Raw genomic sequence first — 23827 nt, forward strand, 5'->3', positions numbered from 1 at the left:
TGCGATGAAAGTCGCACGTACAGTGCTAAGCGGGGGAAAAGATGGAGATAACTTCAAAGTCTTACCTATCGCAACTATAGGTATAAATTGTATATAATCACTTCAAAAAGGGTATTTGAAATGATTATGCTGAAAGAAAAATTGCTTTTCATTAGAAATAGAGAAAGGAGAAATCGGAATGCCAGGACCTTTACTGTTGTCGGTGATTATTTTGTCTTCTTTAATAATAGGGATAACGCAGTTTTTTCATCATACAGATACGACAGAGGAAGTGAAGGATAAAGTACGTCTCGTATTTCCGATTTTTATCATATCTATTTCTTTTTGTATTTTATTAAATAAGGATGGGTACATTGTCGCTGTATTTTCATTTTTTGTAGCGATCGTTTTAATTACTGTTTTATATTATGTAATGAAAGACTTTATACAAAAATAAAGATGTCACATGAGACATTTTTATTTTTGAAATAAATAAAATTTCACATACCGAATTATGTATAAAAAATAAAAAACATATAGCAATAGAAAAGTATGTACTTTGCCGTGTATTTACTTGTCAATCTTGCATAGCCAATATACTATTAATAATATAGAGATTAGAAAAAGGGGTTGTATCTGGCATGAAATTTGAGATGCACACAAAAATTATTTCAAATGAAAAAGAAGTAAGATTACATATAGAAGAAAATATATTTCAATTAAAATTGGATGGTTATCACTTATTTACACTGCAAGAAATATTGCCTTTATATAAATCAAATGAAGAAAGAATTGGTAGTGCAATGATACAAAAGTTAGAGTGGGAAAACGGAAAAACAACAATAAACTATCAACTCGTATCACTAAAATCAGTAAATTAAAAGGAGCAGGAAATTATGAAGTTATTTCATACAGCGGATTGGCATTTAGGAAAGCTTGTTCATGGCGTGTATATGACTGAAGATCAAAAGATTGTATTAGATCAGTTTGTACAAGCTGTTGAAGAAGAAAAACCAGATGCCGTAATTATTGCAGGGGATTTATATGACCGAGCAATTCCACCTACGGAAGCAGTAGACTTATTAAATGATGTGCTGCAAAAAATAGTGATTGATTTACAAACACCAGTTATTGCAGTTGCAGGAAACCATGATAGTCCAGATCGTATTCATTTTGGAAGTAGTTTAATGAAGAAACAAGGATTATTTATTGTGGGGCAATTTCAATTTCCGTATGAGCCAATTATATTAAATGATGAATATGGCGAGGTTCACTTCCATCTCGTCCCATATGCGGATCCAAGCATAGTTAGACATGTATTGAAAAACGAAGATGTACGTTCTCATGATGATGCGATGCGTATTTTTATGAATGAGCTTTCTGAAACAATGGAGAAAGAAGCGAGACATGTATTTGTTGGTCATGCATTTGTAACTTCTGCGGGAGAAGCAGAAGAAAATACAAGTGATGCAGAACGACCACTTTCAATTGGTGGTGCTGAATACGTAAATAGTCATTATTTTGATAAGTTTCATTACACAGCGCTTGGACATTTACATCAAGCGCATTTCGTACGTAATGAGACAGTTCGATATTCGGGTTCGCCACTTGCATATTCTATTTCTGAAGAAAAACATAAAAAAGGATATTATATTGTGGAACTGGACGAGAAAGGTGAAGCAACAATTGAAAAAAGGTTACTTTCACCACGTCGTAAAATGAGAACAGTAGAAGCGAAAATAGATGAATTATTACAACATCCAATAAGTGAAGATTACGTGTTTGTAAAATTATTAGATGAAAATCCTGTCTTGCAGCCAATGGAAAAAATACGATCTGTATATCCAAATGCAATGCATGTTGAAAGATCTATTCAGAGACGAGAGTTCACAGAGTCAAATGAAGTAACTGTTTCAAGACATAAAACGGATGATTTATCTTTATTAAAGGCTTTTTATAAAGAAATGAAAGGCTTAGATTTATCAGAAGAGAAAGAACGTCTATTTGTAGAAGTACTACAAACAGTGCAAGAACGGGAAGGTGAACGAGGATGAGACCGATTCAGCTTATTATGACGGCATTTGGCCCATATAAACAGAAAGAAGTAATTGATTTTGACGATCTGGGAGAGCATCGTATCTTTGCCATTTCTGGGAATACAGGAGCAGGAAAGACAACGATTTTTGATGCGATTTGTTATGTGTTATATGGTGAGGCAAGCGGAGAAGAACGTAGTGATACGAGCATGCTTCGCAGTCAATTTGCTGATGATAATATGTATACAAGTGTAGAACTAACCTTTCAGCTAAAAGGGAAGCGTTATGAAATAAAACGACAACTTGGGCATAAAAAACAAGGGAACAAGACGATTACGGGACATGCAGTAGAACTATATGAAGTGATTGATGAAGAGAAGGTCCCAGCTGTTGATCGTTTCCATGTAACGGATGTAAATAAAAAAGTGGAGGATTTAATTGGTTTAAGTAAACATCAATTTAGCCAAATTGTTATGTTACCGCAAGGGGAATTCCGAAAACTATTAACATCTGAGACAGAAAATAAAGAAGAAATTTTGCGTCGTATTTTTAAAACGGATCGTTATAAGTTAATGCGTGAGTTACTTGATCAAAAACGAAAACAATGGAAAGACGTTCTGCAAGAAAAGCAGAAAGAGCGAGAGCTATACTTCCGTAATGTTTTTAAATTGCCAATTCGCGATGGAGCATTATTAGAGACATTAGTAGAACAAGAACATGTAAATACGCATCAAGTAGTAGAAGCATTAGAACAAGAAACAGCTGCGTATAAGGCAGAGGTTGAGCAACTACAAGTAGAACAAGATGTTCAAACGAAGCAATTAAAGGATGCTGAAACACGTTTTCACGCAGCGAAATCTGTAAATGAGAAGTTTACAGATTTACAACAAAAGAATGAGAAATATAATACTTTACAAGAAAATCGTACAGTTATTGAAATGAAAGAAGCATCTTTTAAACGTGCGGAACAGGCGAAGCGCTTATTACCATTTGAACAATGGCACGAAGAAGCGATGCAAAATGAGCAGAAAGCTGAGAGTTTGTTAAAACAAATTATCGCCAAAAAAGAAAATGTAATGAATAGTTTTGAACTTGCTCAGGTGAAATATGAAGCAGTAAAGAATAAAGAACCTGAGCGAGAAGATGCAAAAAAACTTGTTCAAAGATTAGAAGAGTTACAACCGATTATTGCATCATTAGCTGAGAAACAGTTGAATTTACAACATGCAGAAATTCAACTAGGAAAATTAAAGGAAAGTATGCAAAACTTAGACCGACAATTAGAGGAGCATACAAATCAAAAACAGCTAATGTCTAGTGAATTACAGCAATTAGAACGAGCACTTGAGCAATATGTAGATAAAGTAGAAGAACTAACGAATATGCGAGAAGATGCAAAAACTTTAAAACAAGCATATGATGTTTGGCAAGAAAAACAAAAATTTGAGCAAGAAAAAGTAGCAGCATATAATAAGATGCAATTGGCAGTGAACGCATATGAAAATATGGAACGCCGCTGGTTAAGTGAACAAGCTGGTATATTAGCTCTTCATCTACATGATGGCGAATCTTGTCCAGTATGTGGTAGTACGAACCATCCGGAAAAAGCTACAGAGCAAAGTGATGCGATCGATGAAAAAGAGTTAAATGATTTAAGAGACAAGAAGAATATTGCCGAAAAATTACATGTTCAATTAGAGGAGAAATGGAATTTCTATCATCTTCAATATGAACAGGTAATAGAAGAGGTTAAGCAGCGAGGCTATCGCTCGGAAGAATTAGCTGAAACATACAATGCACTTGTTCAAAAAGGAAAACAATTAGTAACGGAAGTAAATACGTTAAAAGCAAGTGAAGAAACGCGTAAGCAAACTGCTGTGAATATAAAAAGCATAGAAGAAAAAGTAGATGTGCTTCAGAAACAAAAGCGTGAGGTAGAAACAGCGCAGCACCGTACAGAAATGGAGTGTTTACAGCTTCGAACGTCATATGAACATGATAAGAAAAACATTCCTGACAGCTTACAAACAATACAAGCTTGGAAAGTCCAGTTTGATCAAGCGACGCAACAACTTAGGTTAATGGAAGATGAATGGAAGAAAGTGCAGGAAGCGTATCAACATTGGCAGAATGAAAATATACGTATTCAAGCAGAACAGGAAGGTGCTTCTAATCAATTTGAAAGTGCAAAATTGAAGAAAGAAGATACTTTTGCGCGCTTTATGAAAGAACTTGAACAAAGCGGATTTACAGATCAAATCACGTATAAAGAAGCAAAATTAAATGATGCTGAGATGGAGATGTTACAAAAAGAAATTCAAAGTTATTATTCATCTCTTGAAGTACTTGCAAAACAAATTGAAGAGTTACATGCTGAATTAAAAGATAAAGAGTATATGGATATTACAGCGTTAGGTGAACACATAACAGAATTACAAATTAATCTCGATATCATTAAAGAAAAACGTCAACGTGCGCAAAACGCTGTAACATATATTTCTGATTTACATGAAAATATTAGAAGTATCGATGAGCAAATTCATGAGGAAGAAAAAGCGTTCCAAGAACTTGTTGATTTATATGAAGTAATGAAAGGTGATAACGAAAGCCGTATATCATTTGAACGTTACATCTTAATTGAATATTTAGAACAAATTGTTCAAATTGCAAACGAACGATTACGTAAATTATCAAACGGACAATTTTATTTAAAACGAAGTGAGCGAGTTGAAAAGAGAAATCGTCAAAGTGGATTAGGATTAGATGTTTATGACGCATACACTGGCCAAACACGCGATGTGAAAACATTATCTGGCGGCGAGAAATTTAATGCATCACTTTGCTTAGCGCTCGGAATGGCAGACGTCATTCAAGCGTATGAAGGCGGTATTTCCATCGAAACAATGTTCATCGATGAAGGATTCGGTTCATTAGATGAAGAATCATTAACAAAAGCGGTAGACGCCTTAATTGACCTGCAAAAATCAGGCCGATTTATTGGTGTAATCTCACACGTTCAAGAGCTGAAAAACGCAATGCCAGCTGTATTAGAAGTAACGAAGCAGAAGGATGGGTGTAGTCAGACGCGGTTTGTGGTGAAGTAAGTTCAATTGTAATTTATACTCAAAGTATTGTTTGCGATTTTCTAGTATAAAACTCATGATAAAATAAATGCCGCCTCCTTATAGAGGCGGCATTTATTTGTTATTCAGAATTACATAATTTACTTATGAGTTATCTGTAGACGGCGGCGTATTCTCCAATCGATTATAAGTTTTAAATGCTGAAATTGCCGAGATAACCCCGCCTACTAAAAATAAAGCGGATCCTCCAACTAAGATGATACGACTGACATATGTTTCCCGTGCTTCTTCGACTTCTTCTTGTAACGCTGTAGGCATATGAATTCCCCTTTATAAAAGTTGTTTTATAAATAGTATATACAAACGCCTAAAATGTGTTAAAATAACTGATGATTTTATGCAGTGAGTAATTAGATGAGTAGGATGCGAGTGGCTAAATAAATCTTCATCACAAATTTATGCGAACTTCACATAGAGCACATATTAACATTGTATTATGTATATGTACCAAATAAATAAAGTGAATTGTATTTCGTTCTGTTTTTAAAAATTTAAAATTCTATTATTTTTATATAAAGGTTTCACACCGGAGTTTTAAATATTTTGGAAATAGATCTAAATAAGAGGAATTCATATAAAAGGGGAATGTCTTATGACAACATATACGAGTGAAATGAGAAAAAGTTTAGTTTCAGAAGAAGATGTAGATATTTTAAAAATTATGGCGCACCCAATCCGCTTACAAATTGTAAATGAATTAAGTACGAGAAAAACTTGTAATGTAACACAACTAACAGAATTGCTAAATATCCCACAATCGACTGTTTCGCAACATTTATCAAAAATGAAAGGTAAAGTGTTACGAGCTGAGAGAAGAGGTTTAGAAATTTATTATCATATTAATAATTTAAAAGCGAGTAAGATTGTAAGTGTTTTAGGATATATAAACTAATGAAGTATTTTCATATAAAATAGCCGCTGCTGGTGAGCAGGGGCTATTTTGTGTTGTATTATGTATTCGTTTTTAAAATTTTATAGTTTTTATGATTTACAATTGTTCGATCAAATTCAAAAGTACCACCGCTTACATTTGCAATTTCAACTAAGACCGATTCAGTATAAAGTTTTAGTACAGATCCCGTAATCTTTAAATTATTTCGTTGAAAAAGTATAGTATCCCCTACGTTTGCTTTCATAGTACCTCCTCATTAAAGATAGAAATGTTTTTTTATTATATATATTAAACCACGTATAGGTATATTAGTGAATATTTAGTTTTATTTATCAAAAAAAATTTGTGGTTTTATAAAAAATAAAGTACATCGTATTGTGAAAAAATTTTTCTATTTGCATCTAAAAATTAAAATATCACAATCTAAAAATAGTATAAAATGAGACATGATTTTTATAAAAGAAGATGATAAAACAGTTGTAAGTTGCATTGAAACTAAACATTATAATAGCTACTTACGTATTTAATAATTCGTTTTTTGTATTTCGACCTTCGTTTTCTGTAACTGATTCCATATTTTTGACGCTCTATCTTGTAAGTGCTTACATAAGCGGAAACATCTTATACAATGAAGGTGTTAAATCAAAAGAGGTGACCAAAATGAACATGAAAAAACAAAACTTAGCGAAAAGCATTGAAATAGAAAGAGGAGGCGGAAAAGTATGAAAAAATCAACTGTTAATCCATGGCTTGTTGTCCTTGGCACAGTCATCGTACAAATGGGACTTGGGACGATATATACATGGAGTTTATTCAATCAGCCTTTAGTCAGTAAATACGGTTGGAGTCTTAACGCTGTTGCAATAACTTTCTCAATTACTAGTCTTTCCTTAGCGTTTTCAACTTTATTTGCGAGTAAATTGCAAGAAAAGTGGGGACTTCGTAAACTTATTATGATAGCTGGACTAGCATTAGGACTAGGATTAATACTTAGTTCACAAGCTTCCTCATTACTATTGCTTTATGTACTAGCAGGAGTTGTTGTAGGTTATGCAGATGGTACAGCATATATCACTTCATTATCCAATTTAATAAAGTGGTTTCCAAAGCGTAAAGGTTTAATTGCTGGTATTTCTGTCTCTGCATATGGTTCGGGTAGCTTAATCTTTAAATATATTAACGCACAGTTGATTGAATCAGTTGGTGTATCACAAGCGTTTATATACTGGGGTTTAATTGTTACAGCTATGATTGTAATTGGTGCTTGTTTAATTCATCAAGCTGCAGATCAAGGAGCGGTTCAAGAAACAAAAACTAAGGAATATACAACGAAAGAAATGTTAGGCACAAAGCAAGTTTACTTATTATTTATTATGTTATTTACATCATGTATGAGTGGTTTATACTTAATTGGTATGGTAAAAGACATTGGTGTTCAACTTGTAGGGCTTAGCGCAGCGACAGCAGCTAATGCGGTGGCTATGGTTGCAATCTTCAATACATTAGGTCGTATTATTCTAGGGCCGTTATCAGATAAAATCGGCCGATTAAAAATCGTTACTGGTACTTTTGTTGTTATGGCGACTTCAGTCTTGGTTTTAAGTTTCGTTGATTTAAATTATGGTATCTACTTCGTATGTGTAGCAAGTGTAGCGTTTTGCTTTGGTGGAAATATCACTATTTTCCCAGCTATTGTTGGTGATTTCTACGGTATGAAAAACCATAGTAAGAACTATGGAATTGTGTATCAAGGATTTGGATTTGGAGCGCTTGCAGGTTCCTTTATCGGTGCACTTCTAGGTGGATTCAAACCAACATTCATGGTGATTGGCGCATTATGTGTCGTATCATTTATTATCGCAATTGTAATTCAAGCACCTAAACAGAAAAAAGAACAAGAAGAAGAGTATCGCAGTGTAGCATAAGTATATAAATCTTCTATCACACTATAATTCATAAAAAAGCATCCTATTAAATAGGGTGCTTTTTTTATGAATTATAGTAACGAGGTTATATAATCTTTGGGATTTTTGAGGGAAAAAAGCGAGTGAAATACTAATTTGGATTATATTGGAATATTAAAAGGTGATACATTATATTCGAAATACGTATTAAATCTTAAATTATAAACACAACATGCATCGATAATTGCAAGATATGCTTTCTCGATATTTTCAGAAAAATGTTGAGAAAATATACAATCGTTTTTTTTGTAAGGCTTTGAAAATGAAGGTATCTACAGTTTATTTTCTTCAATTTTAAAAAGAGGAGTATGAATTATATTTTTAATGTAAGTACGTATTAATGCTTTTAAATGTAATTGTATTGAGAAGTATTAAAATATTTTATCTGAAAAATAAAAATAGGTTGACAAGTTTATTGAGAAACATTATCATTGCGATGTAAGAATGTTAAATGAAAAACATTATCAATAAATATTAATTTGATGAAAAGTACACTTGACCAATTAGTTTAGTAAGTGTATTATTTTTTACATCGATAATGATAATCATTATCATTGTTTGCTTGATTAGATTAATTTTCATATGAAAGGATAGAGGAAATGAACTTAGGGGAATTTGATGGAAAAACGGTTTTAGTAACAGGGGCCGCCCAAGGTATAGGCAGTGTTGTGGCAAACATGTTTGTAGAAAGAGGGGCTACAGTTATTGCGGTTGATCAAAATGAAGAGGGGTTAAACGTACTCTTAAATCAAAATGAAACACGTGTAAAAACGTTTCGTTTAGATGTAAGTGATAGTGCCGCTGTTGAAGATATGGTAAACGGTATTGAAAATGATATAGCACCGATAGATATATTAGTAAATGTTGCAGGGGTTTTACGTATGGGAGCGATTCACTCTTTAAGTGATGAAGATTGGAATAAAACATTCGCTGTAAATTCTACTGGAGTTTTCTATATGTCCCGAGCCGTAAGTAAGTATATGATGCAAAGAAAGTCAGGGGCAATTGTTACAGTTGGTTCAAATGCAGCAAATACCCCGAGAATGGAGATGGCCGCGTATGCTGCATCAAAAGCTGCAACGACGATGTTTATGAAGTGTTTAGGATTGGAACTTGCAGCATACAACATTCGCTGTAACTTAGTTTCTCCAGGTTCTACTGAAACTGAAATGCAAAGGTTACTATGGGCTGATGAGAATGGAGCAAAAAATATAATTGCTGGTTCTCAAAGTACATATAGACTCGGTATACCGTTACAAAAAATTGCACAGCCTTCAGAAATTGCTGAAGCAGTATTGTTTTTAGCTTCAGATAAAGCAAGCCACATTACAATGCACAACTTATGTGTCGATGGCGGAGCTACATTAGGCGTTTAATAAAAAAATCAGGGGGTTACTATACTATGAATGAATTTACGGCTGTAAAGGAACTGTCAGAAAAACTTTTAGAAGATTATAAGACTGAATCTTCATTCTTTTTTTCTTCGCCTAATCGAACAATATTGACAGAAGGAGAGATTACTACAGTAAAACATCGTGAAATTGAAAGTTTTCCAGAACTTGTACAGGCAGTATTACGTAATGCAAAACAAGCTGGACATCCGAATCCTATCGTTGTCGGTGCTTTGCCATTTGATCGTAGAAAAGAAGTTCAACTTATCGTACCAGAACAGAGCAGATTTGCTGAACGTTTACAGTTAGAGATTACAAATGAGATAGAACGAAAGGAGCAACTGGCATTTGAAATGACACCAGTCCCAGAGCCTGAAGTGTATATGAATGGTGTGAAGCAAGGAATTGAAAAAATACAGGACGGAGATTTAAAGAAAATCGTTCTATCCAGATCGTTAGATGTTAAATCTTCCGAAAAGATTAATAAGCAAAAACTTCTTCGAGAATTAGCAGAGCATAATAAGAATGGTTATACATTTGCTGTTAATTTACCGAAAGATGAAAACGAGAATAATAAGACTTTAATTGGAGCAAGCCCTGAATTACTCGTTTCACGTAATGGTATGCAAGTTATGTCTAATCCGTTAGCTGGTTCAAGACCACGTAGTGATAATCCGGTAGAAGATAAAAGAAGAGCAGAGGAATTACTTTCTTCTCCAAAAGATTTACATGAACATGCAGTAGTAGTGGAAGCGGTTGCCGCTGCACTGCGTCCGTATTGTCATACATTACACGTTCCAGAAAAACCATCCGTTATTCATAGTGAAGCGATGTGGCATTTGTCTACTGAAGTGAAAGGTGAACTTAAGGATCCAAATACTACTTCTTTGGAATTAGCAATTGCTCTTCATCCTACGCCAGCAGTTTGCGGAACGCCGATGGAAGAAGCGAGAGAAGCTATTCAAAAAATTGAGCCATTTGACCGTGAATTCTTTACAGGAATGTTAGGATGGAGCGATTTAAATGGAGATGGTGAATGGATTGTTACAATTCGCTGTGCTGAAGTGCAAGAAAACACACTTCGATTATTTGCAGGAGCGGGAGTTGTTGCTGAGTCAAAACCAGAAGATGAGTTAGCAGAAACATCAGCTAAGTTCCAAACAATGCTGAAGGCTCTAGGGTTAAGTGATAATTCGCTGAATGAAAAATAGGGGGAAGAAAGAATGTTATCAGGTTTCACGGAATGGCCAGAAGAATTTGCAAATCGTTATCGAGAAGAAGGATGTTGGCTTGGAGAAACATTTGGTTCGTTGTTAAGAGAACGTGCTGAAAAGCATGGAGATGAAATTGCAGTTGTAAGTGGTAATACGCATATAACGTATAGTGAGCTTGATAAAAAAGTAGATCGCTTAGCTGCAGGTTTACTGAATTTAGGAGTAAAGAAAGAGGACCGAGTTGTTCTTCAGTTACCTAATATTATAGAGTTTTTTGAAGTATGTTTTGCGCTATTTCGAATTGGAGCACTTCCTGTCTTTGCACTACCTTCACATCGAAGTAGTGAAATTAGTTATTTTTGTGAGTTTGGTGAGGCGAGTGCTTACGTTATTTCAGATAAGGCTCTCGGCTTTGATTATCGAAAACTAGCAAGAGAAGTGAAAGAGAAAGTATCAACTTTACAACATGTAATTGTAGTGGGAGAAGAAGAAGAGTTTGTGAACATAAGTGATCTGTATATAGATTCCGTTCCATTACCAGAAGTTCAGCCAAGTGATGTTGCATTTCTCCAATTATCAGGGGGGACAACAGGACTTTCTAAATTAATTCCCAGAACTCATGATGACTATATCTATAGTTTACGTGTTAGCGCTGAAATTTGTAATTTGAATAGGGATAGCGTATATATGGCTGTTCTTCCAGTAGCGCACAATTACCCGATGAGTTCGCCTGGTACATTTGGAACTTTCTATGCAGGTGGAAAAGTAGTGTTGGCAACTGGAGGTAGTCCAGATGAGGCATTTGCTCTTATCGAAAAAGAAAAAGTGACGATTACTGCTCTTGTTCCGCCATTAGCAATGATATGGCTTGATGCTGCATCTTCTCGTAATAACGACTTATCGAGCCTAGAAGTTATTCAAGTAGGTGGTGCTAAATTTAGTGCTGAGGTTGCAAAACGTATACGTCCTACATTTGGTTGTACATTACAGCAAGTGTTCGGTATGGCAGAAGGGTTAGTAAATTACACAAGATTAGATGATCCGGAAGAAATTATTATTCATACACAAGGTAGACCGATGTCTACATTTGATGAAGTACGAGTTGTTGATGAAAATGACAACGATGTAAAACCTGGTGAAGTAGGTAGTTTATTAACACGAGGGCCATATACAATTCGTGGCTATTATAAAGCGGCAGAGCATAATGAAAGGTCATTTACTGAAGATGGATTTTATCGTACTGGAGATCTTGTAAAAGTAAATGAACAAGGTTACATCATTGTAGAGGGGAGGGATAAAGATCAAATTAATCGTGGTGGTGAGAAAATTGCTGCGGAAGAGGTTGAAAATCATATATTAGCACATGATGCAGTACATGATGTTGCAATTGTATCAATGCCTGACGATTATTTAGGGGAACGTACTTGTGCATTTGTTATAGCTCGCGGACAAGCTCCGACAATAAGTGAATTAAAAAAGTTTTTAAGAGAACGCGGTATAGCAGCTTATAAGATTCCGGATCGAATTGAATTTATTGAATCATTCCCGCAAACAGGTGTTGGAAAGGTAAGCAAAAAAGAGTTACGTAAAGTCATTGCTGAAAAACTTATTACGGTAAAACGATAAAAAATATAAAAATTGGAAGGAAGTGATTAGATGGCTATCCCATCTATTTCAGTATATAAAATGCCAGTGGAATCAGAACTACCAAAAAATAAAGTGAACTGGACGCCAGATCCGAAACGTGCGGTTCTTCTAATCCATGACATGCAAGAATATTTTCTTGATGCATATAGCGATACAGAGTCACCAAAAGTAGAACTCATTTCAAATATTAAGATGATAAGAGAAAAATGTAAGGAGCTTGGTATACCAGTTGTTTATACAGCACAACCAGGTGGACAAACGTTAGAACAGCGAGGATTATTACAAGACTTCTGGGGCGATGGTATTCCTGCTGGACCAGATAAAAAGAAAATTGTCAATGAACTTACTCCTGATGAGAATGATATCTTCTTAACAAAATGGAGATATAGTGCATTTAAAAAGACAAATCTACTAGAAATTTTAAATGAACAGGGAAGAGATCAACTTATTATTTGCGGTATTTATGCGCATATTGGCTGCCTTTTAACAGCTTGTGAAGCGTTTATGGACGGTATAGAGCCATTCTTTGTAGCAGATGCAGTTGCTGATTTTTCATTAGAGCATCATAAGCAAGCATTGGAGTATGCGTCTAGTAGATGTGCAGTAACGACATCCGCCCGTTCGCTGTTAAAAGATTTACAAAGTGAAAAAGGTGATAAGAGTGAAGGGATTACTTTACAGGAAGTACATGAACTAGTTGCACAATTACTTCGTGAACCAGTAGAAAGTATTGAGACTGATGAAGATTTATTAAATAGAGGGCTTGATTCGGTCAGAATTATGAGTTTAGTAGAGAAGTGGCGTCGCGAAGGAAAAGAAATCACTTTTGCGGATTTAGCAGAGAACCCAACCGTTGTCGATTGGTACCGCTTATTATCTCCGCAAACAGAACATGTACTTTAATATAGACTACATAATAAAGGGGTAGTAAAGAATGCCTAATAGTCAAAAGGTTCGTTATTCGTTATCATCTGCGCAGACTGGTATGTGGTTTGCACAGCAATTAGACCCGCTTAATCCGATTTATAATACTGGGGAGTATGTTGAAATAAGCGGAAATATTCATCAAGACATTTTTGAATTAGCTGTACGTAAAGTTGTAATGGAAGCAGAAGCACTTCATGTTCGCTTCGAAGAGGATGAAATGGGCCCATGGCAAGTTATTGAAGAATCACAGTTTTATATGCATTTTATTGACGTTCGTAAAGAAGAAAACCCTGAAGAAGCTGCTAAAGTATGGATGAAAAATGATTTATCTATGCCAGTCGATTTGAAAACAGATACATTATTTACTGAAGCACTTATTCAAGTTGAAAATAATCGTTTCTTTTGGTATCAGCGCATCCATCACATTGTGATGGATGGCTATGGATTTTCACTTCTTAGCCAAAAGGTAGCGAAAGAGTATACATCACTTATAGAGGAAACAAACAAGAATGAAAAGTCTTTTGGTTCTATTTCAAAAATTGTACAAGAAGATATTGAGTATCAGGAGTCTAAACAAATTCAGGAAGATCGTACTTTTTGGTTAGAGAAATTCGCTGATGAACCAGAAGTTGTAAGTTTGGCAGAACGAGCGCCGAGAACATCAAATGGATTTTTACGAGAAACCGCGTATTTATCCAGATCTAGCACGAAAACATTACTAGAAGATATTAATGTTTCGTTAACAAGTTGGCCAGAATTTATTGTCGCTGTAACAAGTATTTATATGCATAAATTAACAGGTGCAAATGATATTGTTTTAGGTTTACCGATGATGGGGCGTATCGGTTCTGCATCTATTTATACACCGAGTATGGTAATGAATTTAGTACCACTTCGTCTCACTGTAACTCCAAATATAACTCTTGCGGAATTATTACAGCAAGTTTCTAAAGAAATCCGAGACGTACGTCGTCATCATAAATATCGTCATGAGGAATTAAGAAGAGACTTAAAGTTACTAGGTGAAAATCAAAGGTTATTCGGGCCATTAGTGAATGTTATGCCTTTTGATTATGGGCTTAACTTTGCTGGTAATCGTGGTATTACACATAATTTATCAGCAGGACCTGTTGATGATTTATCGATAAATGTTTATAAACGTTTCGATGAAAATGAGTTAATGATTCATTTTGATGCGAACCCGGAGGTATATAGTGATTCGGAACTAGCATTGCATAAAGAGAGATTTATGAATGTATTAGAATTAGTGATAAATGATTATGAAAGAGATACGTCGATTGGAAATATAAACATTACTCTTCCTGAAGAAAATCATAAAGTTTTATTGGAATGGAATGAAACTAAGGAAGCTGAAGAGTTAATCTCTCTACCTATATTATTTGAAAAACAAGTACAAAAAAATCTAAATAAAATAGCGATTACATGTAACGGAGTAGACCTTACGTATAAAGAGCTAAATGAAAGGGCAAATGAACTAGCGAACTATTTAGCAGAAGAAGGTATAGGGCCAAATCAGTTTGTAGCTTTAGTATTTCCAAGATCAATAGAAATGGTAGTTAGTATGCTAGCAGTCTTAAAGGCTGGTGCAGCGTATTTACCAATAGATCCAGAATATCCAGCCGAGCGAATAAATTATATAGTAAATGATGCAAGGCCAGTTTGTATTATAACGCATTCATCGGTCACATCAACTTTAGTTATAGAAAATGATATAAAAAAAATCGAATTAGATCGAGAAGAAACAGAACTAGCATTAAAAGCATATTCTCATATGAATCTACCATTTAGAAATGAAGAATCACTTTTAAAGCCTGCGTATACAATTTACACTTCAGGCTCAACTGGAAATCCAAAAGGTGTAATTGTTCCTATGAAAGCTTTAAGTAACTTTTTATTGTCCATGGATGATATGTTTTCATTACATGAAAATGATCATTTATTAGCAGTTACAACATTTGCGTTTGATATTTCTGCTCTAGAGATTTATTTACCTCTTATTAGTGGTGCAAGTATAACAATTGTACAAAAGGAGGTAATTCAAGAACCTTCTGCGTTAACGGCAATGTTACAAGAAGAAAGAGTAACAATTATGCAAGCTACACCTACGTTATGGCAGGCGTTAGTAACTGAATATCCAGAGAGGCTACAAGGGCTAAATGTGCTCGTAGGTGGTGAAGCGCTTCCGGCCCATTTAGCAAATACATTAAAAGAATTAGGTTGCTCTATTACAAACTTATATGGACCAACTGAAACGACTATTTGGTCTACTGTCATGAACATTGATGAAAATGAAATTGGTATACCTCCTATTGGAAAGCCAATTTGGAGTACAGACGTGTATGTATTAGATGCAGGTTTACAACCAGTTCCACCTGGAGTAATTGGGGAATTATATATTGCGGGGGAAGGGCTTGCGAACGGATATTTAGGAAAACCAGAGTTAACGGCTGAACGGTTTGTTGCAGATCCTTATGGAAAACCAGGGAAGCGTATGTACCGCACAGGTGATCTGGTGAAATGGCGTAACGATGGTGTGTTAGAGTACATGAGCCGCGCAGATCATCAAATTAAAATTCGTGGTTTCCGAATTGAATTAGCTGAAATTGAAATGGTATTACAACGACATGAGTATATTCAACAAGCGGTAGTAATGGTACGAGAAGATCGCCCAAATGATAAACGAATCATTGCGTATATCGTTGCCGAAGGGTATGAAGGGATTAACCTTTCAGAAATTCGTACTTATGTTTCAGAAAGTTTAGCGAATTATATGGTGCCATCAGCATTTGTTGTGCTAGAAGAATTACCATTAACGCCAAATGGTAAGGTTGATAGAAAGAAATTACCTGCTCCTGATTTTAATGAAATGAACAAGGAGAGAGTTGCTAGAAATCCGAAAGAAGAAATATTATGTGATTTATTTGCAGAAGTACTTGGTGTTTCTCGCATTAGCATTGATGATAATTTCTTTGAAATGGGTGGCCATTCGCTTCTTGCATCTCGTCTAATGTCAAGAATTCGTGAAACGTTAAGTGTTGAATTAGGAATAGGAAAACTATTTGAATCGCCAACTGTTGCTGAACTTGTGAAACAATTGGATCAAGCAAAAACTGCAAGACCAGCTATTAAGAAAGTAAGTAGACCAAATGAAGTTCCACTTTCATTTGCACAGCGTAGGTTATGGTTCTTAAATTGTTTAGAAGGTCCAAGTCCTACTTATAATATTCCATTAGTTATTCGTATTTCTGGAAAGTTGAACGAGGAAGCATTGCAAGGTGCCTTTTATGATGTAGTTGAGAAACATGAAACGCTTAGAACGATTTTCCCTAACGTATTAGGTAGTTCCTATCAGAAAATTTTAGATATGGAAAATTTAAATCTAGAAATGATAATAACAAAAACATGCAAAGACGAATTAGAAAGTGTGCTTGTAGAGGCGGTAAGATATAGTTTTAACCTGGATGTTGAACCAGCAGTTCGTCTGCAACTATTTACAGTGAATGAAAACGAACATGTATTACTAATTCTATTGCACCATATTGTAGGGGATGGCTGGTCATTACAACCGTTAACGAGAGATTTTACAGCGGCATATAAAGCACGATGTCAAGGTAACAGAGTTCAGCTAGAGACACTTCCAGTTCAATACGCAGATTATGCACTTTGGCAACAACAATTGTTAGGTGATGAAACTACACGAGAGAGTCTTATTTCAACACAATTAGATTTTTGGAAACAAGAGCTAAAGGGTTTACCAGATCAATTGGAGTTACCTACAGATTATCAGCGTCCAATTGAAACGAGTTACCGCGGAGAAACAGTTCATTTTCAAATAGATGCAAGTATGCATAGTAGGTTAGTAGAGCTTGCACGGAAAAACGGAGTTAGTTTGTTTATGGTGTTGCAAGCAGGGCTTAGTGCGCTATTTACAAGATTAGGTGCAGGTACTGATATACCAATCGGAAGTCCAATTGCTGGAAGAAACGATGATGCCCTCTCTGACATAGTCGGTTTATTTGTAAATACATTAGTGTTACGTACAAATACATCAGGAGATCCAAGTTTTAAAGAATTATTGAATAGAGTGAAGCAAGTAAATCTTGCAGCTTATGAAAATCAAGATGTTCCATTCGAACGACTTGTTGAAGTGTTAAACCCAGTACGTACTCGAAATAGTCATCCGCTGTTTCAAGTTATGTTAGCTTTCCAAAATACACCAGAAGCAACCTTTGATGCTCCAAATATAGAATCGATCCTTGAAATCCAAAGCGTCGGATCTGCGAAATTTGATCTAACATTTGAAATTAGCGAGAGTAACGGAGTTGATGGTACGCCAAATGGATTACACGGGTTACTAGAGTTTAGTACTGATTTATATAAACGTGAAACGATTCAAAAATTAATAGAAAGATACATGCTGTTATTAGACGATGCAGCAGAAAATCCGAATCAATCAATTGGAAGATTAGAAATATTAACTGTAGCAGAGAAAAATACAGTGTTAGAAAAGTGGAATGGTGGTTTTCAAATTGTACCAGAAATGACATTATCACAATTATTTGAAAAACAGGCTTATATAAATCCAAATTCTATTGCTGTAGTCTTTGAAGATGAAAAATTAACTTATGAGGAATTGAATAAAAAAGCGAATAAAATAGCTCGATTGCTAATAGCAAAAGGAGTCGGTCCTGATCAACTCGTTGCATTAGCAATGCCAAGATCATTAAACATGGTTGTAAGCTTATTAGCTGTTCTTAAAGCTGGTGCTGGATACCTTCCGTTAGATCCAGATTACCCAGCAGACCGCATTTCATTTATGCTACACGATGCGAAACCATCATGTGTTTTAACGAATTCAGAAGTGGAAATTGAATGTGATGTGGCACTAAAAGTTTTAGTTGATGATGTGAAAGTAATAGCAGAAGTTGAGAAATATAGTGAAGAAAATATTGATGAAGTGGAACGAATTAAGCCATTATCTCCATCACATATTGCTTACGTTATTTATACGTCAGGCTCAACGGGTAGACCGAAAGGCGTTATGATACCTCATCAAAATGTAGTAAGACTTTTAGGAGCAACTGATCATTGGTTCCAGTTTGACGGAAACGATGTTTGGACGATGTTCCATTCATACGCTTTTGATTTCTCGGTTTGGGAAATTTGGGGACCTTTATTATACGGAGGGCGTTTAGTTGTAGTGCCACATACTATAAGTCGCTCACCGAAAGAATTTTTACAGCTTCTTGTTAAAGAAAAGGTTACGGTTTTAAACCAAACTCCATCAGCGTTCTATCAATTGATGCAAGCAGATCGTGAAAATGAAGAGATTGGCCAAAAATTATCTTTACGATATGTTGTTTTTGGAGGAGAAGCACTTGAGCTAAGTCGCTTAGAAGATTGGTATAGTCGACATCCTCATAACGCACCAAAGCTTATTAATATGTACGGTATTACGGAGACGACAGTACATGTTAGTTATATTGAATTAGATGAAACTATCGTCTCTTTACGAGCAAATAGTTTAATTGGGTGCAGTATACCTGACCTTAAAGTGTATGTGTTAGACAACTATTTACAACCAGTGCCACCTGGAGTAGTTGGAGAAATGTATGTTGCAGGTGCAGGGCTTGCGCGTGGATATTTAGGAAGAGCAGGATTAACGGCTGAACGCTTTATCGCAGATCCATTTGGAAAGCCAGGTACAAGAATGTATCGTACAGGAGACTTAGCTCGCTGGCGTAAAGATGGGACGCTAGATTATATAGGACGTGCAGATCATCAAATAAAAATTCGTGGATTCCGAATTGAATTAGGAGAAATAGAAGCAGTCATAATGAAGCACTCTAAAGTTGAGCAAGTAGCCGTTATTGTACGGGAAGATCAACCAGGGGATAAACGGTTAGTTTCTTATATCGTTGCATCAAATAATGAAGCGATTGATACGAATGAAGTGCGTCAGTTTACTAGTGGTAGTTTACCAGATTATATGGTTCCATACGCTTTTGTAGTAGTAAATGAGTTACCTTTAACTCCAAACGGTAAATTAGATAGAAAGGCATTGCCAGCTCCAGAATTTATCGCATCATCTTCTAGTCGTGGTCCAAGAACACCGCAAGAAGAAATGTTATGTGACTTGTTTACAGAAGTGCTAAGTGTACCTCAAATTGGAATTGATGACGGATTCTTTGATCTTGGTGGTCATTCACTCCTTGCAGTACAGCTTATGAGCCGCATTAAAGAGGCGCTTGGAGTGGAACTAAACATTGGTACTTTATTTGCAGCACCGACTGTTGCAGGGTTAGCTGAAAGACTTGAGATGGGGAATGGTCAAAGTGCACTTGATGTGTTGCTGCCATTACGAGCAAGCGGAGAGCAAATACCACTATTTTGTGTACACCCAGCAGGTGGATTAAGTTGGTGCTATGCAGGACTTATGAAATCTTTAGGAACAGATTATCCAATCTATGGTGTCCAAGCACGTGGTATTGCTAAAAATGAAGAACTTCCAAAAAGTTTAGAGGAGATGGCGGCGGATTATTTAAAACACGTTCGTGAAGTACAGCCTCACGGACCATATCGTTTACTCGGTTGGTCGCTCGGAGGAAATGTTGTCCATGCAATGGCAGCGCAACTACAAAATGAAGGGGAAGAAGTAGAATTACTCGTTATGCTAGATTCTTACCCAGGTCACTTCCTACCGAATACAGAAGCGCCTACTGAAGAAGAAGCGTTAATCGCATTACTTGCTCTAGGTGGATATGATCCAGATAACATGGATGGCAAACCGCTTACGATGGAAAGTGCGGTTGAAATACTTCGTAAAGATGGAAGTGCATTAGCAAGTCTTGAAGAAGAGACTATTTTGAATTTGAAAGAAACATATGTAAATTCGGTAGGATTGTTAGGGAAATACGTACCGAAAGTTTATAACGGAGATATTTTATTCTTTAGATCCACTGTTATACCAGACTGGTTTGATCCTATCTCTCCAAATACGTGGCTAAATTATTTAGACGGGCAAATTGTGCAACATGATATTGATTGTAGGCATAAAGATTTATGTCAGCCGGGTCCGCTTACAGAAATCGGACAAGTACTGGCGAAATTTTTGCAAAATAAGAAAGGGGTAAGTACAGTATGACGAATCCGTTTGAAAATGATAATTACACATATAAAGTATTAAAAAATGAGGAGGGTCAGTATTCTCTCTGGCCTGTCTTTCTGGATGTACCTATTGGCTGGAATGTTGTATATGAAGAAGCTAGTAGGAATGATTGTTTACAATATGTTGAAAATAACTGGGAAGATTTGAATCCAAAAAGTAATCAAGTTGGCGAAAAAATATTAGTAGGAAAACGATAATGAAGGTAAAAATAAATCCAAAAGTAGTTGTAAGTATCGTATATATAACAGCGATGTTTATGGCTGCGATGGATGCAACAATTGTGAATGTAGCACTACAAACGATAAGTAAAGAATTACAAGTGCCTCCATCTGCAATGGGGACGGTTAATGTTGGGTATTTAGTTAGCTTAGCTATTTTCCTTCCGGTTTCTGGTTGGTTAGGAGATCGCTTCGGTACGAAAAGAGTATTTCTAACTGCTCTTTTCGTATTTACAACTGCGTCTGCATTATGTGGAATAGCGAACGATATTACTTCATTGAATATTTTTCGTATCATGCAAGGTGCTGGTGGCGGACTTTTAACACCAGTTGGGATGGCGATGTTATTCCGAACATTTTCACCAGAGGAAAGGCCGAAAATTTCACGGTTTATTGTGTTGCCAATTGCTGTCGCACCGGCAGTAGGGCCGATTATTGGAGGTTTTTTTGTTGATCAAATGTCTTGGCGCTGGGCATTTTATATTAATGTACCGTTTGGAATCGTAGCGTTACTATTCGGTCTACTATTTTTAAAAGAACATATTGAAAAATCAGCTGGTCGCTTTGACTCTCTCGGTTTTGTTCTTTCAGCACCAGGATTTGCGATGCTAATCTATGCACTTAGTCAAGGACCATCAAAAGGCTGGGTTTCTCCAGAAATTATGAGTACTGGGATAGTTGGGATTGTATGCATTACGTTGTTCATCATTGTGGAACTTAGAGTAAAGCAACCGATGTTAGATTTACGCTTATTAAAAGAACCTGTCTTTAGAAAGATGAGTTTTATTTCATTGTTTTCATCAGCTGGTTTATTAGGGATGTTATTTGTTTTTCCACTTATGTATCAAAATGTAATAGGAGTGTCCGCACTGGAATCAGGTCTTACGACATTTCCAGAGGCGATTGGGTTAATGATATCGTCACAGATTGTGCCATGGTCATATAAGAACTTAGGAGCTCGAAAGGTAATTTCTATTGGATTAATTTGTACGGCGATTATCTTTGTTTTATTAAGTTTTGTAAATCACGATACGAATCCTTGGCAAATACGAGCATTATTGTTTGGTATAGGTATTTTCTTAGGTCAATCTGTTGGAGCAGTTCAATTTTCTGCATTTAACAATATCACGCCACCTTCTATGGGGAGAGCAACGACTATATTTAATGTGCAAAATCGATTAGGTTCAGCGATAGGAGTTGCTGTTTTAGCTAGCATATTATCTGGGTTTGGAAGTAATGAAATACGGAATCATGCACAGTCAGATTTCTTACCATATCAAGCCGCATTAATTGGATCAGCAATGTTTTTACTCGTAGCATTACTATTTTCTTTACGTATTTCTGACAAAGAGGTAATGTCAAAGAAGAAAGAAAAAATGTTATCCGAATCAAAACAACAGAAAGCACTTGTCAATGAATAACAATTGATATTCGTTGTATAAAGGAGAGTTTACATGATAGAAAGTAAAGTTGTAGATTCTATACCAACTTTGAATGAGAATGATTGTCAAATATGGTGGGCAAGAATTTCAGATTTGCAATCATGGCATTACAATTTACTAAATGATATTGAACGGGAGAAAGCAAATTCATATCATCATTCGGCGGATCGTGCCCGTTTTATAATAGGTTGTGTAATTAGTAGATTAGTTCTAGGGAAAATTCTTTCTATTTCACCTGTTCAAGTGCCGATTGATCGAATGTGCCCAATATGTAAGTTACAACATGGCAGACCACAATTACCAGAAGGAATGCCGCAGTTATCTGTTTCACATTCAGGTGAGTGGGTTGTTGTTGCATTTACAAAGTCTGCACCTGTAGGCGTTGATGTTGAACAAATGAATCCAAATGTAGAAGTTATGAAAATGGCAGAGGGCGTATTAACAGACTTTGAAATCGCGCAAGTTATGAAATTACCTAATGAACAGAAAATAGAAGGTTTTTTAACATATTGGACTCGAAAAGAGGCAGTGTTAAAAGCGACAGGTGAAGGACTAATGATTCCACCAGAACATATTACTGTATCAGCTCCAAATGATCCTCCGAATTTGTTGGTCTTTAAGGATAGACAGGAGTTAGTAGAAAATACAATGATGGAAGATATAAGGCCAAGTGTAGATTATATGGCTTCAATTGCAATATTTAGTAAAGAAGTAACTGAAATTACACAGTTAGACGCAGTAGCGCTTTTAAATTATAAATAAGTTTAATAAAATATTTTATAGAAGAGGTGTTCCCCATGTTAGTAGCGGAAAATAGAACAAATGAATTCACTTATAATGTACAGGCAATTAAAAATATTTTATTTTCTGGAGATACATCATCTATTCATGCTTTAGAAAGGCTTTTGAATGATACAGTTCAGTTTGATGTCCTCGAACAAGAGTTACTTGATAGACAGTATATCCCGAAAGAAGCAAAGAATTTCTTTGATAAAAACGGAACATTTCTTTATCGTGTATCGAATGTTAGTTATAAAGGAAAAGTGCTATCTGAAAATCTCATTTTTGCGGACACTTCGTTTTTACCAGATACAATTAAGAGTGAATTAGAGAGTGGAAACATTCCAGTTGAAAAACTTATAGAAAAGATGGAAGTAAGAAGAAATGTATTATACGAAGGATATCAGCCATCTGGGAATATTATTGAATTGTTTGATGGATGCTCTGTTACGGCGAATGTGTATCCAACTAGAAAATATCAAATTGTAAGTAATTGCAAATGTATATTTTATATTTGTGAAGTGTATCATGCAGAGAATATAAAAAATCTGCTTAAATAAGAAATAAACAAAAAACCAGCCATTTTATAGGCTGGTTTCTTGTTTATTTAACAGCTTCTTTTAACTCTTTACCTGCTTTAAATGCTGGAACTTTACCAGCAGCGATTTGGATTTCTTCGCCAGTTTGGGGATTACGCCCTGTACGAGCTGATCTTTCGCGCACTTCAAAAGTTCCAAAGCCGATTAATTGAACTTTATCACCAGATTGTAATGCAGTAGCAATTGTGTCAAATACGGATTGTACAGCTGCAGAAGCGTCTTTTTGAGAAATATCAGCTGATTGTGCTACGTTTTTAATTAATTCTGTTTTGTTCATGTTTTCACCTCATAAAAAAATTTTTGGAATGAATGTTTTAGTATAATAGATAGTAAAGATAAAGCTATCACTATGATTAGAAAGAATACTATATAATTATGTTAATTTCGTTGCAAGAGACTGAATCCC

Annotated in this window: 18 protein-coding genes; 15 read left to right on the forward strand and 3 right to left on the reverse strand. The window is 35.6% G+C overall.

Features of this window, described 5'->3' with window-relative positions; all coding sequences use genetic code 11:
* Window positions 1–178 precede the first annotated feature (178 nt).
* The 4 genes from KVT31_RS20270 to KVT31_RS20285 all read left to right on the forward strand — a co-directional run bounded on the left by KVT31_RS20270 (window position 179) and on the right by KVT31_RS20285 (window position 5119).
* Entirely contained in the window at window positions 179–436 is a 258-nt protein-coding gene (locus KVT31_RS20270) for a hypothetical protein (RefSeq protein ID WP_088096365.1), read from the forward strand.
* A gap of 184 nt (window positions 437–620) precedes the next feature.
* Window positions 621–860 (forward strand): DUF2584 family protein, encoded by a 240-nt coding sequence (locus tag KVT31_RS20275; RefSeq protein ID WP_088096366.1) that lies wholly within the window; start codon window positions 621–623, stop codon window positions 858–860.
* A 15-nt stretch (window positions 861–875) separates the two neighbouring features.
* Window positions 876–2033, forward strand: coding sequence for an exonuclease SbcCD subunit D (locus KVT31_RS20280; RefSeq protein ID WP_088096367.1), 1158 nt, complete (start codon window positions 876–878; stop codon window positions 2031–2033).
* Window positions 2030–5119 carry an AAA family ATPase gene (locus tag KVT31_RS20285; RefSeq protein WP_088096368.1) on the forward strand — a complete coding sequence of 1030 codons (3090 nt, stop codon included), beginning with the start codon at window positions 2030–2032 and terminating at the stop codon, window positions 5117–5119. The genes KVT31_RS20280 and KVT31_RS20285 overlap by 4 nt, the downstream gene beginning before the upstream one ends.
* Before the next feature lie 123 nt (window positions 5120–5242).
* On the opposite strand, the gene KVT31_RS20290 is transcribed toward KVT31_RS20285, so the two are convergent.
* Window positions 5243–5416: a hypothetical protein gene (locus tag KVT31_RS20290; RefSeq protein ID WP_001141667.1), complete on the reverse strand. Its 174-nt coding sequence runs from the start codon at window positions 5414–5416 to the stop codon at window positions 5243–5245.
* 334 nt (window positions 5417–5750) lie between these two features.
* On the opposite strand from KVT31_RS20290, the gene KVT31_RS20295 reads away from it, so the two are divergent.
* Window positions 5751–6050 (forward strand): ArsR/SmtB family transcription factor, encoded by a 300-nt coding sequence (locus KVT31_RS20295; RefSeq protein ID WP_000214798.1) that lies wholly within the window; start codon window positions 5751–5753, stop codon window positions 6048–6050.
* A 58-nt stretch (window positions 6051–6108) separates the two neighbouring features.
* On the opposite strand, the gene KVT31_RS20300 is transcribed toward KVT31_RS20295, so the two are convergent.
* Window positions 6109–6294 (reverse strand): YkvS family protein, encoded by a 186-nt coding sequence (locus KVT31_RS20300; protein WP_088096369.1) that lies wholly within the window; start codon window positions 6292–6294, stop codon window positions 6109–6111.
* 478 nt (window positions 6295–6772) lie between these two features.
* On the opposite strand from KVT31_RS20300, the gene KVT31_RS20305 reads away from it, so the two are divergent.
* The 10 genes from KVT31_RS20305 (at window position 6773) to KVT31_RS20350 (ending at window position 23382) form a co-directional block, all read left to right on the forward strand.
* On the forward strand, window positions 6773–7975 hold the full coding sequence (locus KVT31_RS20305) for an L-lactate MFS transporter (RefSeq protein ID WP_088096370.1): 1203 nt from the start codon (window positions 6773–6775) through the stop codon (window positions 7973–7975).
* 638 nt (window positions 7976–8613) lie between these two features.
* A complete protein-coding gene (dhbA, locus tag KVT31_RS20310; protein WP_088096371.1) occupies window positions 8614–9390 on the forward strand; it encodes a 2,3-dihydro-2,3-dihydroxybenzoate dehydrogenase in 777 nt (258 codons plus the stop codon).
* Window positions 9391–9416: 26 nt separating this feature from the next.
* Window positions 9417–10616: an isochorismate synthase DhbC gene (dhbC, locus tag KVT31_RS20315; protein ID WP_088096372.1), complete on the forward strand. Its 1200-nt coding sequence runs from the start codon at window positions 9417–9419 to the stop codon at window positions 10614–10616.
* 12 nt (window positions 10617–10628) lie between these two features.
* A complete protein-coding gene (locus KVT31_RS20320) occupies window positions 10629–12245 on the forward strand; it encodes a (2,3-dihydroxybenzoyl)adenylate synthase (protein WP_088096373.1) in 1617 nt (538 codons plus the stop codon).
* 30 nt (window positions 12246–12275) lie between these two features.
* Complete coding sequence (locus KVT31_RS20325; RefSeq protein WP_088096374.1) at window positions 12276–13169, forward strand: isochorismatase family protein; 894 nt, start codon at window positions 12276–12278, stop codon at window positions 13167–13169.
* 31 nt (window positions 13170–13200) lie between these two features.
* Complete coding sequence (locus tag KVT31_RS20330) at window positions 13201–20358, forward strand: amino acid adenylation domain-containing protein (protein ID WP_088096375.1); 7158 nt, start codon at window positions 13201–13203, stop codon at window positions 20356–20358.
* Window positions 20355–20579, forward strand: a complete 225-nt coding sequence (locus tag KVT31_RS20335) for an MbtH family protein (protein ID WP_088096376.1) — start codon at window positions 20355–20357, stop codon at window positions 20577–20579. Before KVT31_RS20330 ends, KVT31_RS20335 begins: the two co-directional genes overlap by 4 nt.
* Window positions 20579–22021 carry an MDR family MFS transporter gene (locus KVT31_RS20340; RefSeq protein WP_088096377.1) on the forward strand — a complete coding sequence of 481 codons (1443 nt, stop codon included), beginning with the start codon at window positions 20579–20581 and terminating at the stop codon, window positions 22019–22021. The genes KVT31_RS20335 and KVT31_RS20340 overlap by 1 nt, the downstream gene beginning before the upstream one ends.
* Before the next feature lie 33 nt (window positions 22022–22054).
* The gene (gene sfp, locus KVT31_RS20345; RefSeq protein WP_088096378.1) at window positions 22055–22804 is read left to right on the forward strand and encodes a 4'-phosphopantetheinyl transferase Sfp; all 750 of its coding nucleotides are present in this window, start codon (window positions 22055–22057) and stop codon (window positions 22802–22804) included.
* Between the two features lie 35 nt (window positions 22805–22839).
* Window positions 22840–23382, forward strand: coding sequence for a cold-shock protein (locus KVT31_RS20350; RefSeq protein ID WP_088096379.1), 543 nt, complete (start codon window positions 22840–22842; stop codon window positions 23380–23382).
* 43 nt (window positions 23383–23425) lie between these two features.
* Here KVT31_RS20350 and KVT31_RS20355 read toward each other — a convergent pair whose 3' ends face one another.
* Entirely contained in the window at window positions 23426–23698 is a 273-nt protein-coding gene (locus tag KVT31_RS20355; RefSeq protein ID WP_001043907.1) for an HU family DNA-binding protein, read from the reverse strand.
* Window positions 23699–23827 lie beyond the last annotated feature (129 nt).

This window comes from Bacillus sp. GbtcB14 (assembly GCF_019091205.1).
Lineage (GTDB): Bacteria > Bacillota > Bacilli > Bacillales > Bacillaceae_G > Bacillus_A > Bacillus_A cereus_AG.

Bases quoted from the DNA above. Each gene is read 5' to 3' on its own strand.
- KVT31_RS20270 (WP_088096365.1), top strand. From the start codon at position 179: ATGCCAGGACCTTTACTGTTGTCGGTGATTATTTTGTCTTCTTTAATA.
- KVT31_RS20275 (WP_088096366.1), top strand. From the start codon at position 621: ATGAAATTTGAGATGCACACAAAAATTATTTCAAATGAAAAAGAAGTA.
- KVT31_RS20280 (WP_088096367.1), top strand. From the start codon at position 876: ATGAAGTTATTTCATACAGCGGATTGGCATTTAGGAAAGCTTGTTCAT.
- KVT31_RS20285 (WP_088096368.1), top strand. From the start codon at position 2,030: ATGAGACCGATTCAGCTTATTATGACGGCATTTGGCCCATATAAACAG.
- KVT31_RS20290 (WP_001141667.1), bottom strand. From the start codon at position 5,416: ATGCCTACAGCGTTACAAGAAGAAGTCGAAGAAGCACGGGAAACATAT.
- KVT31_RS20295 (WP_000214798.1), top strand. From the start codon at position 5,751: ATGACAACATATACGAGTGAAATGAGAAAAAGTTTAGTTTCAGAAGAA.
- KVT31_RS20300 (WP_088096369.1), bottom strand. From the start codon at position 6,294: ATGAAAGCAAACGTAGGGGATACTATACTTTTTCAACGAAATAATTTA.
- KVT31_RS20305 (WP_088096370.1), top strand. From the start codon at position 6,773: ATGAAAAAATCAACTGTTAATCCATGGCTTGTTGTCCTTGGCACAGTC.
- dhbA (WP_088096371.1), top strand. From the start codon at position 8,614: ATGAACTTAGGGGAATTTGATGGAAAAACGGTTTTAGTAACAGGGGCC.
- dhbC (WP_088096372.1), top strand. From the start codon at position 9,417: ATGAATGAATTTACGGCTGTAAAGGAACTGTCAGAAAAACTTTTAGAA.
- KVT31_RS20320 (WP_088096373.1), top strand. From the start codon at position 10,629: ATGTTATCAGGTTTCACGGAATGGCCAGAAGAATTTGCAAATCGTTAT.
- KVT31_RS20325 (WP_088096374.1), top strand. From the start codon at position 12,276: ATGGCTATCCCATCTATTTCAGTATATAAAATGCCAGTGGAATCAGAA.
- KVT31_RS20330 (WP_088096375.1), top strand. From the start codon at position 13,201: ATGCCTAATAGTCAAAAGGTTCGTTATTCGTTATCATCTGCGCAGACT.
- KVT31_RS20335 (WP_088096376.1), top strand. From the start codon at position 20,355: ATGACGAATCCGTTTGAAAATGATAATTACACATATAAAGTATTAAAA.
- KVT31_RS20340 (WP_088096377.1), top strand. From the start codon at position 20,579: ATGAAGGTAAAAATAAATCCAAAAGTAGTTGTAAGTATCGTATATATA.
- sfp (WP_088096378.1), top strand. From the start codon at position 22,055: ATGATAGAAAGTAAAGTTGTAGATTCTATACCAACTTTGAATGAGAAT.
- KVT31_RS20350 (WP_088096379.1), top strand. From the start codon at position 22,840: ATGTTAGTAGCGGAAAATAGAACAAATGAATTCACTTATAATGTACAG.
- KVT31_RS20355 (WP_001043907.1), bottom strand. From the start codon at position 23,698: ATGAACAAAACAGAATTAATTAAAAACGTAGCACAATCAGCTGATATT.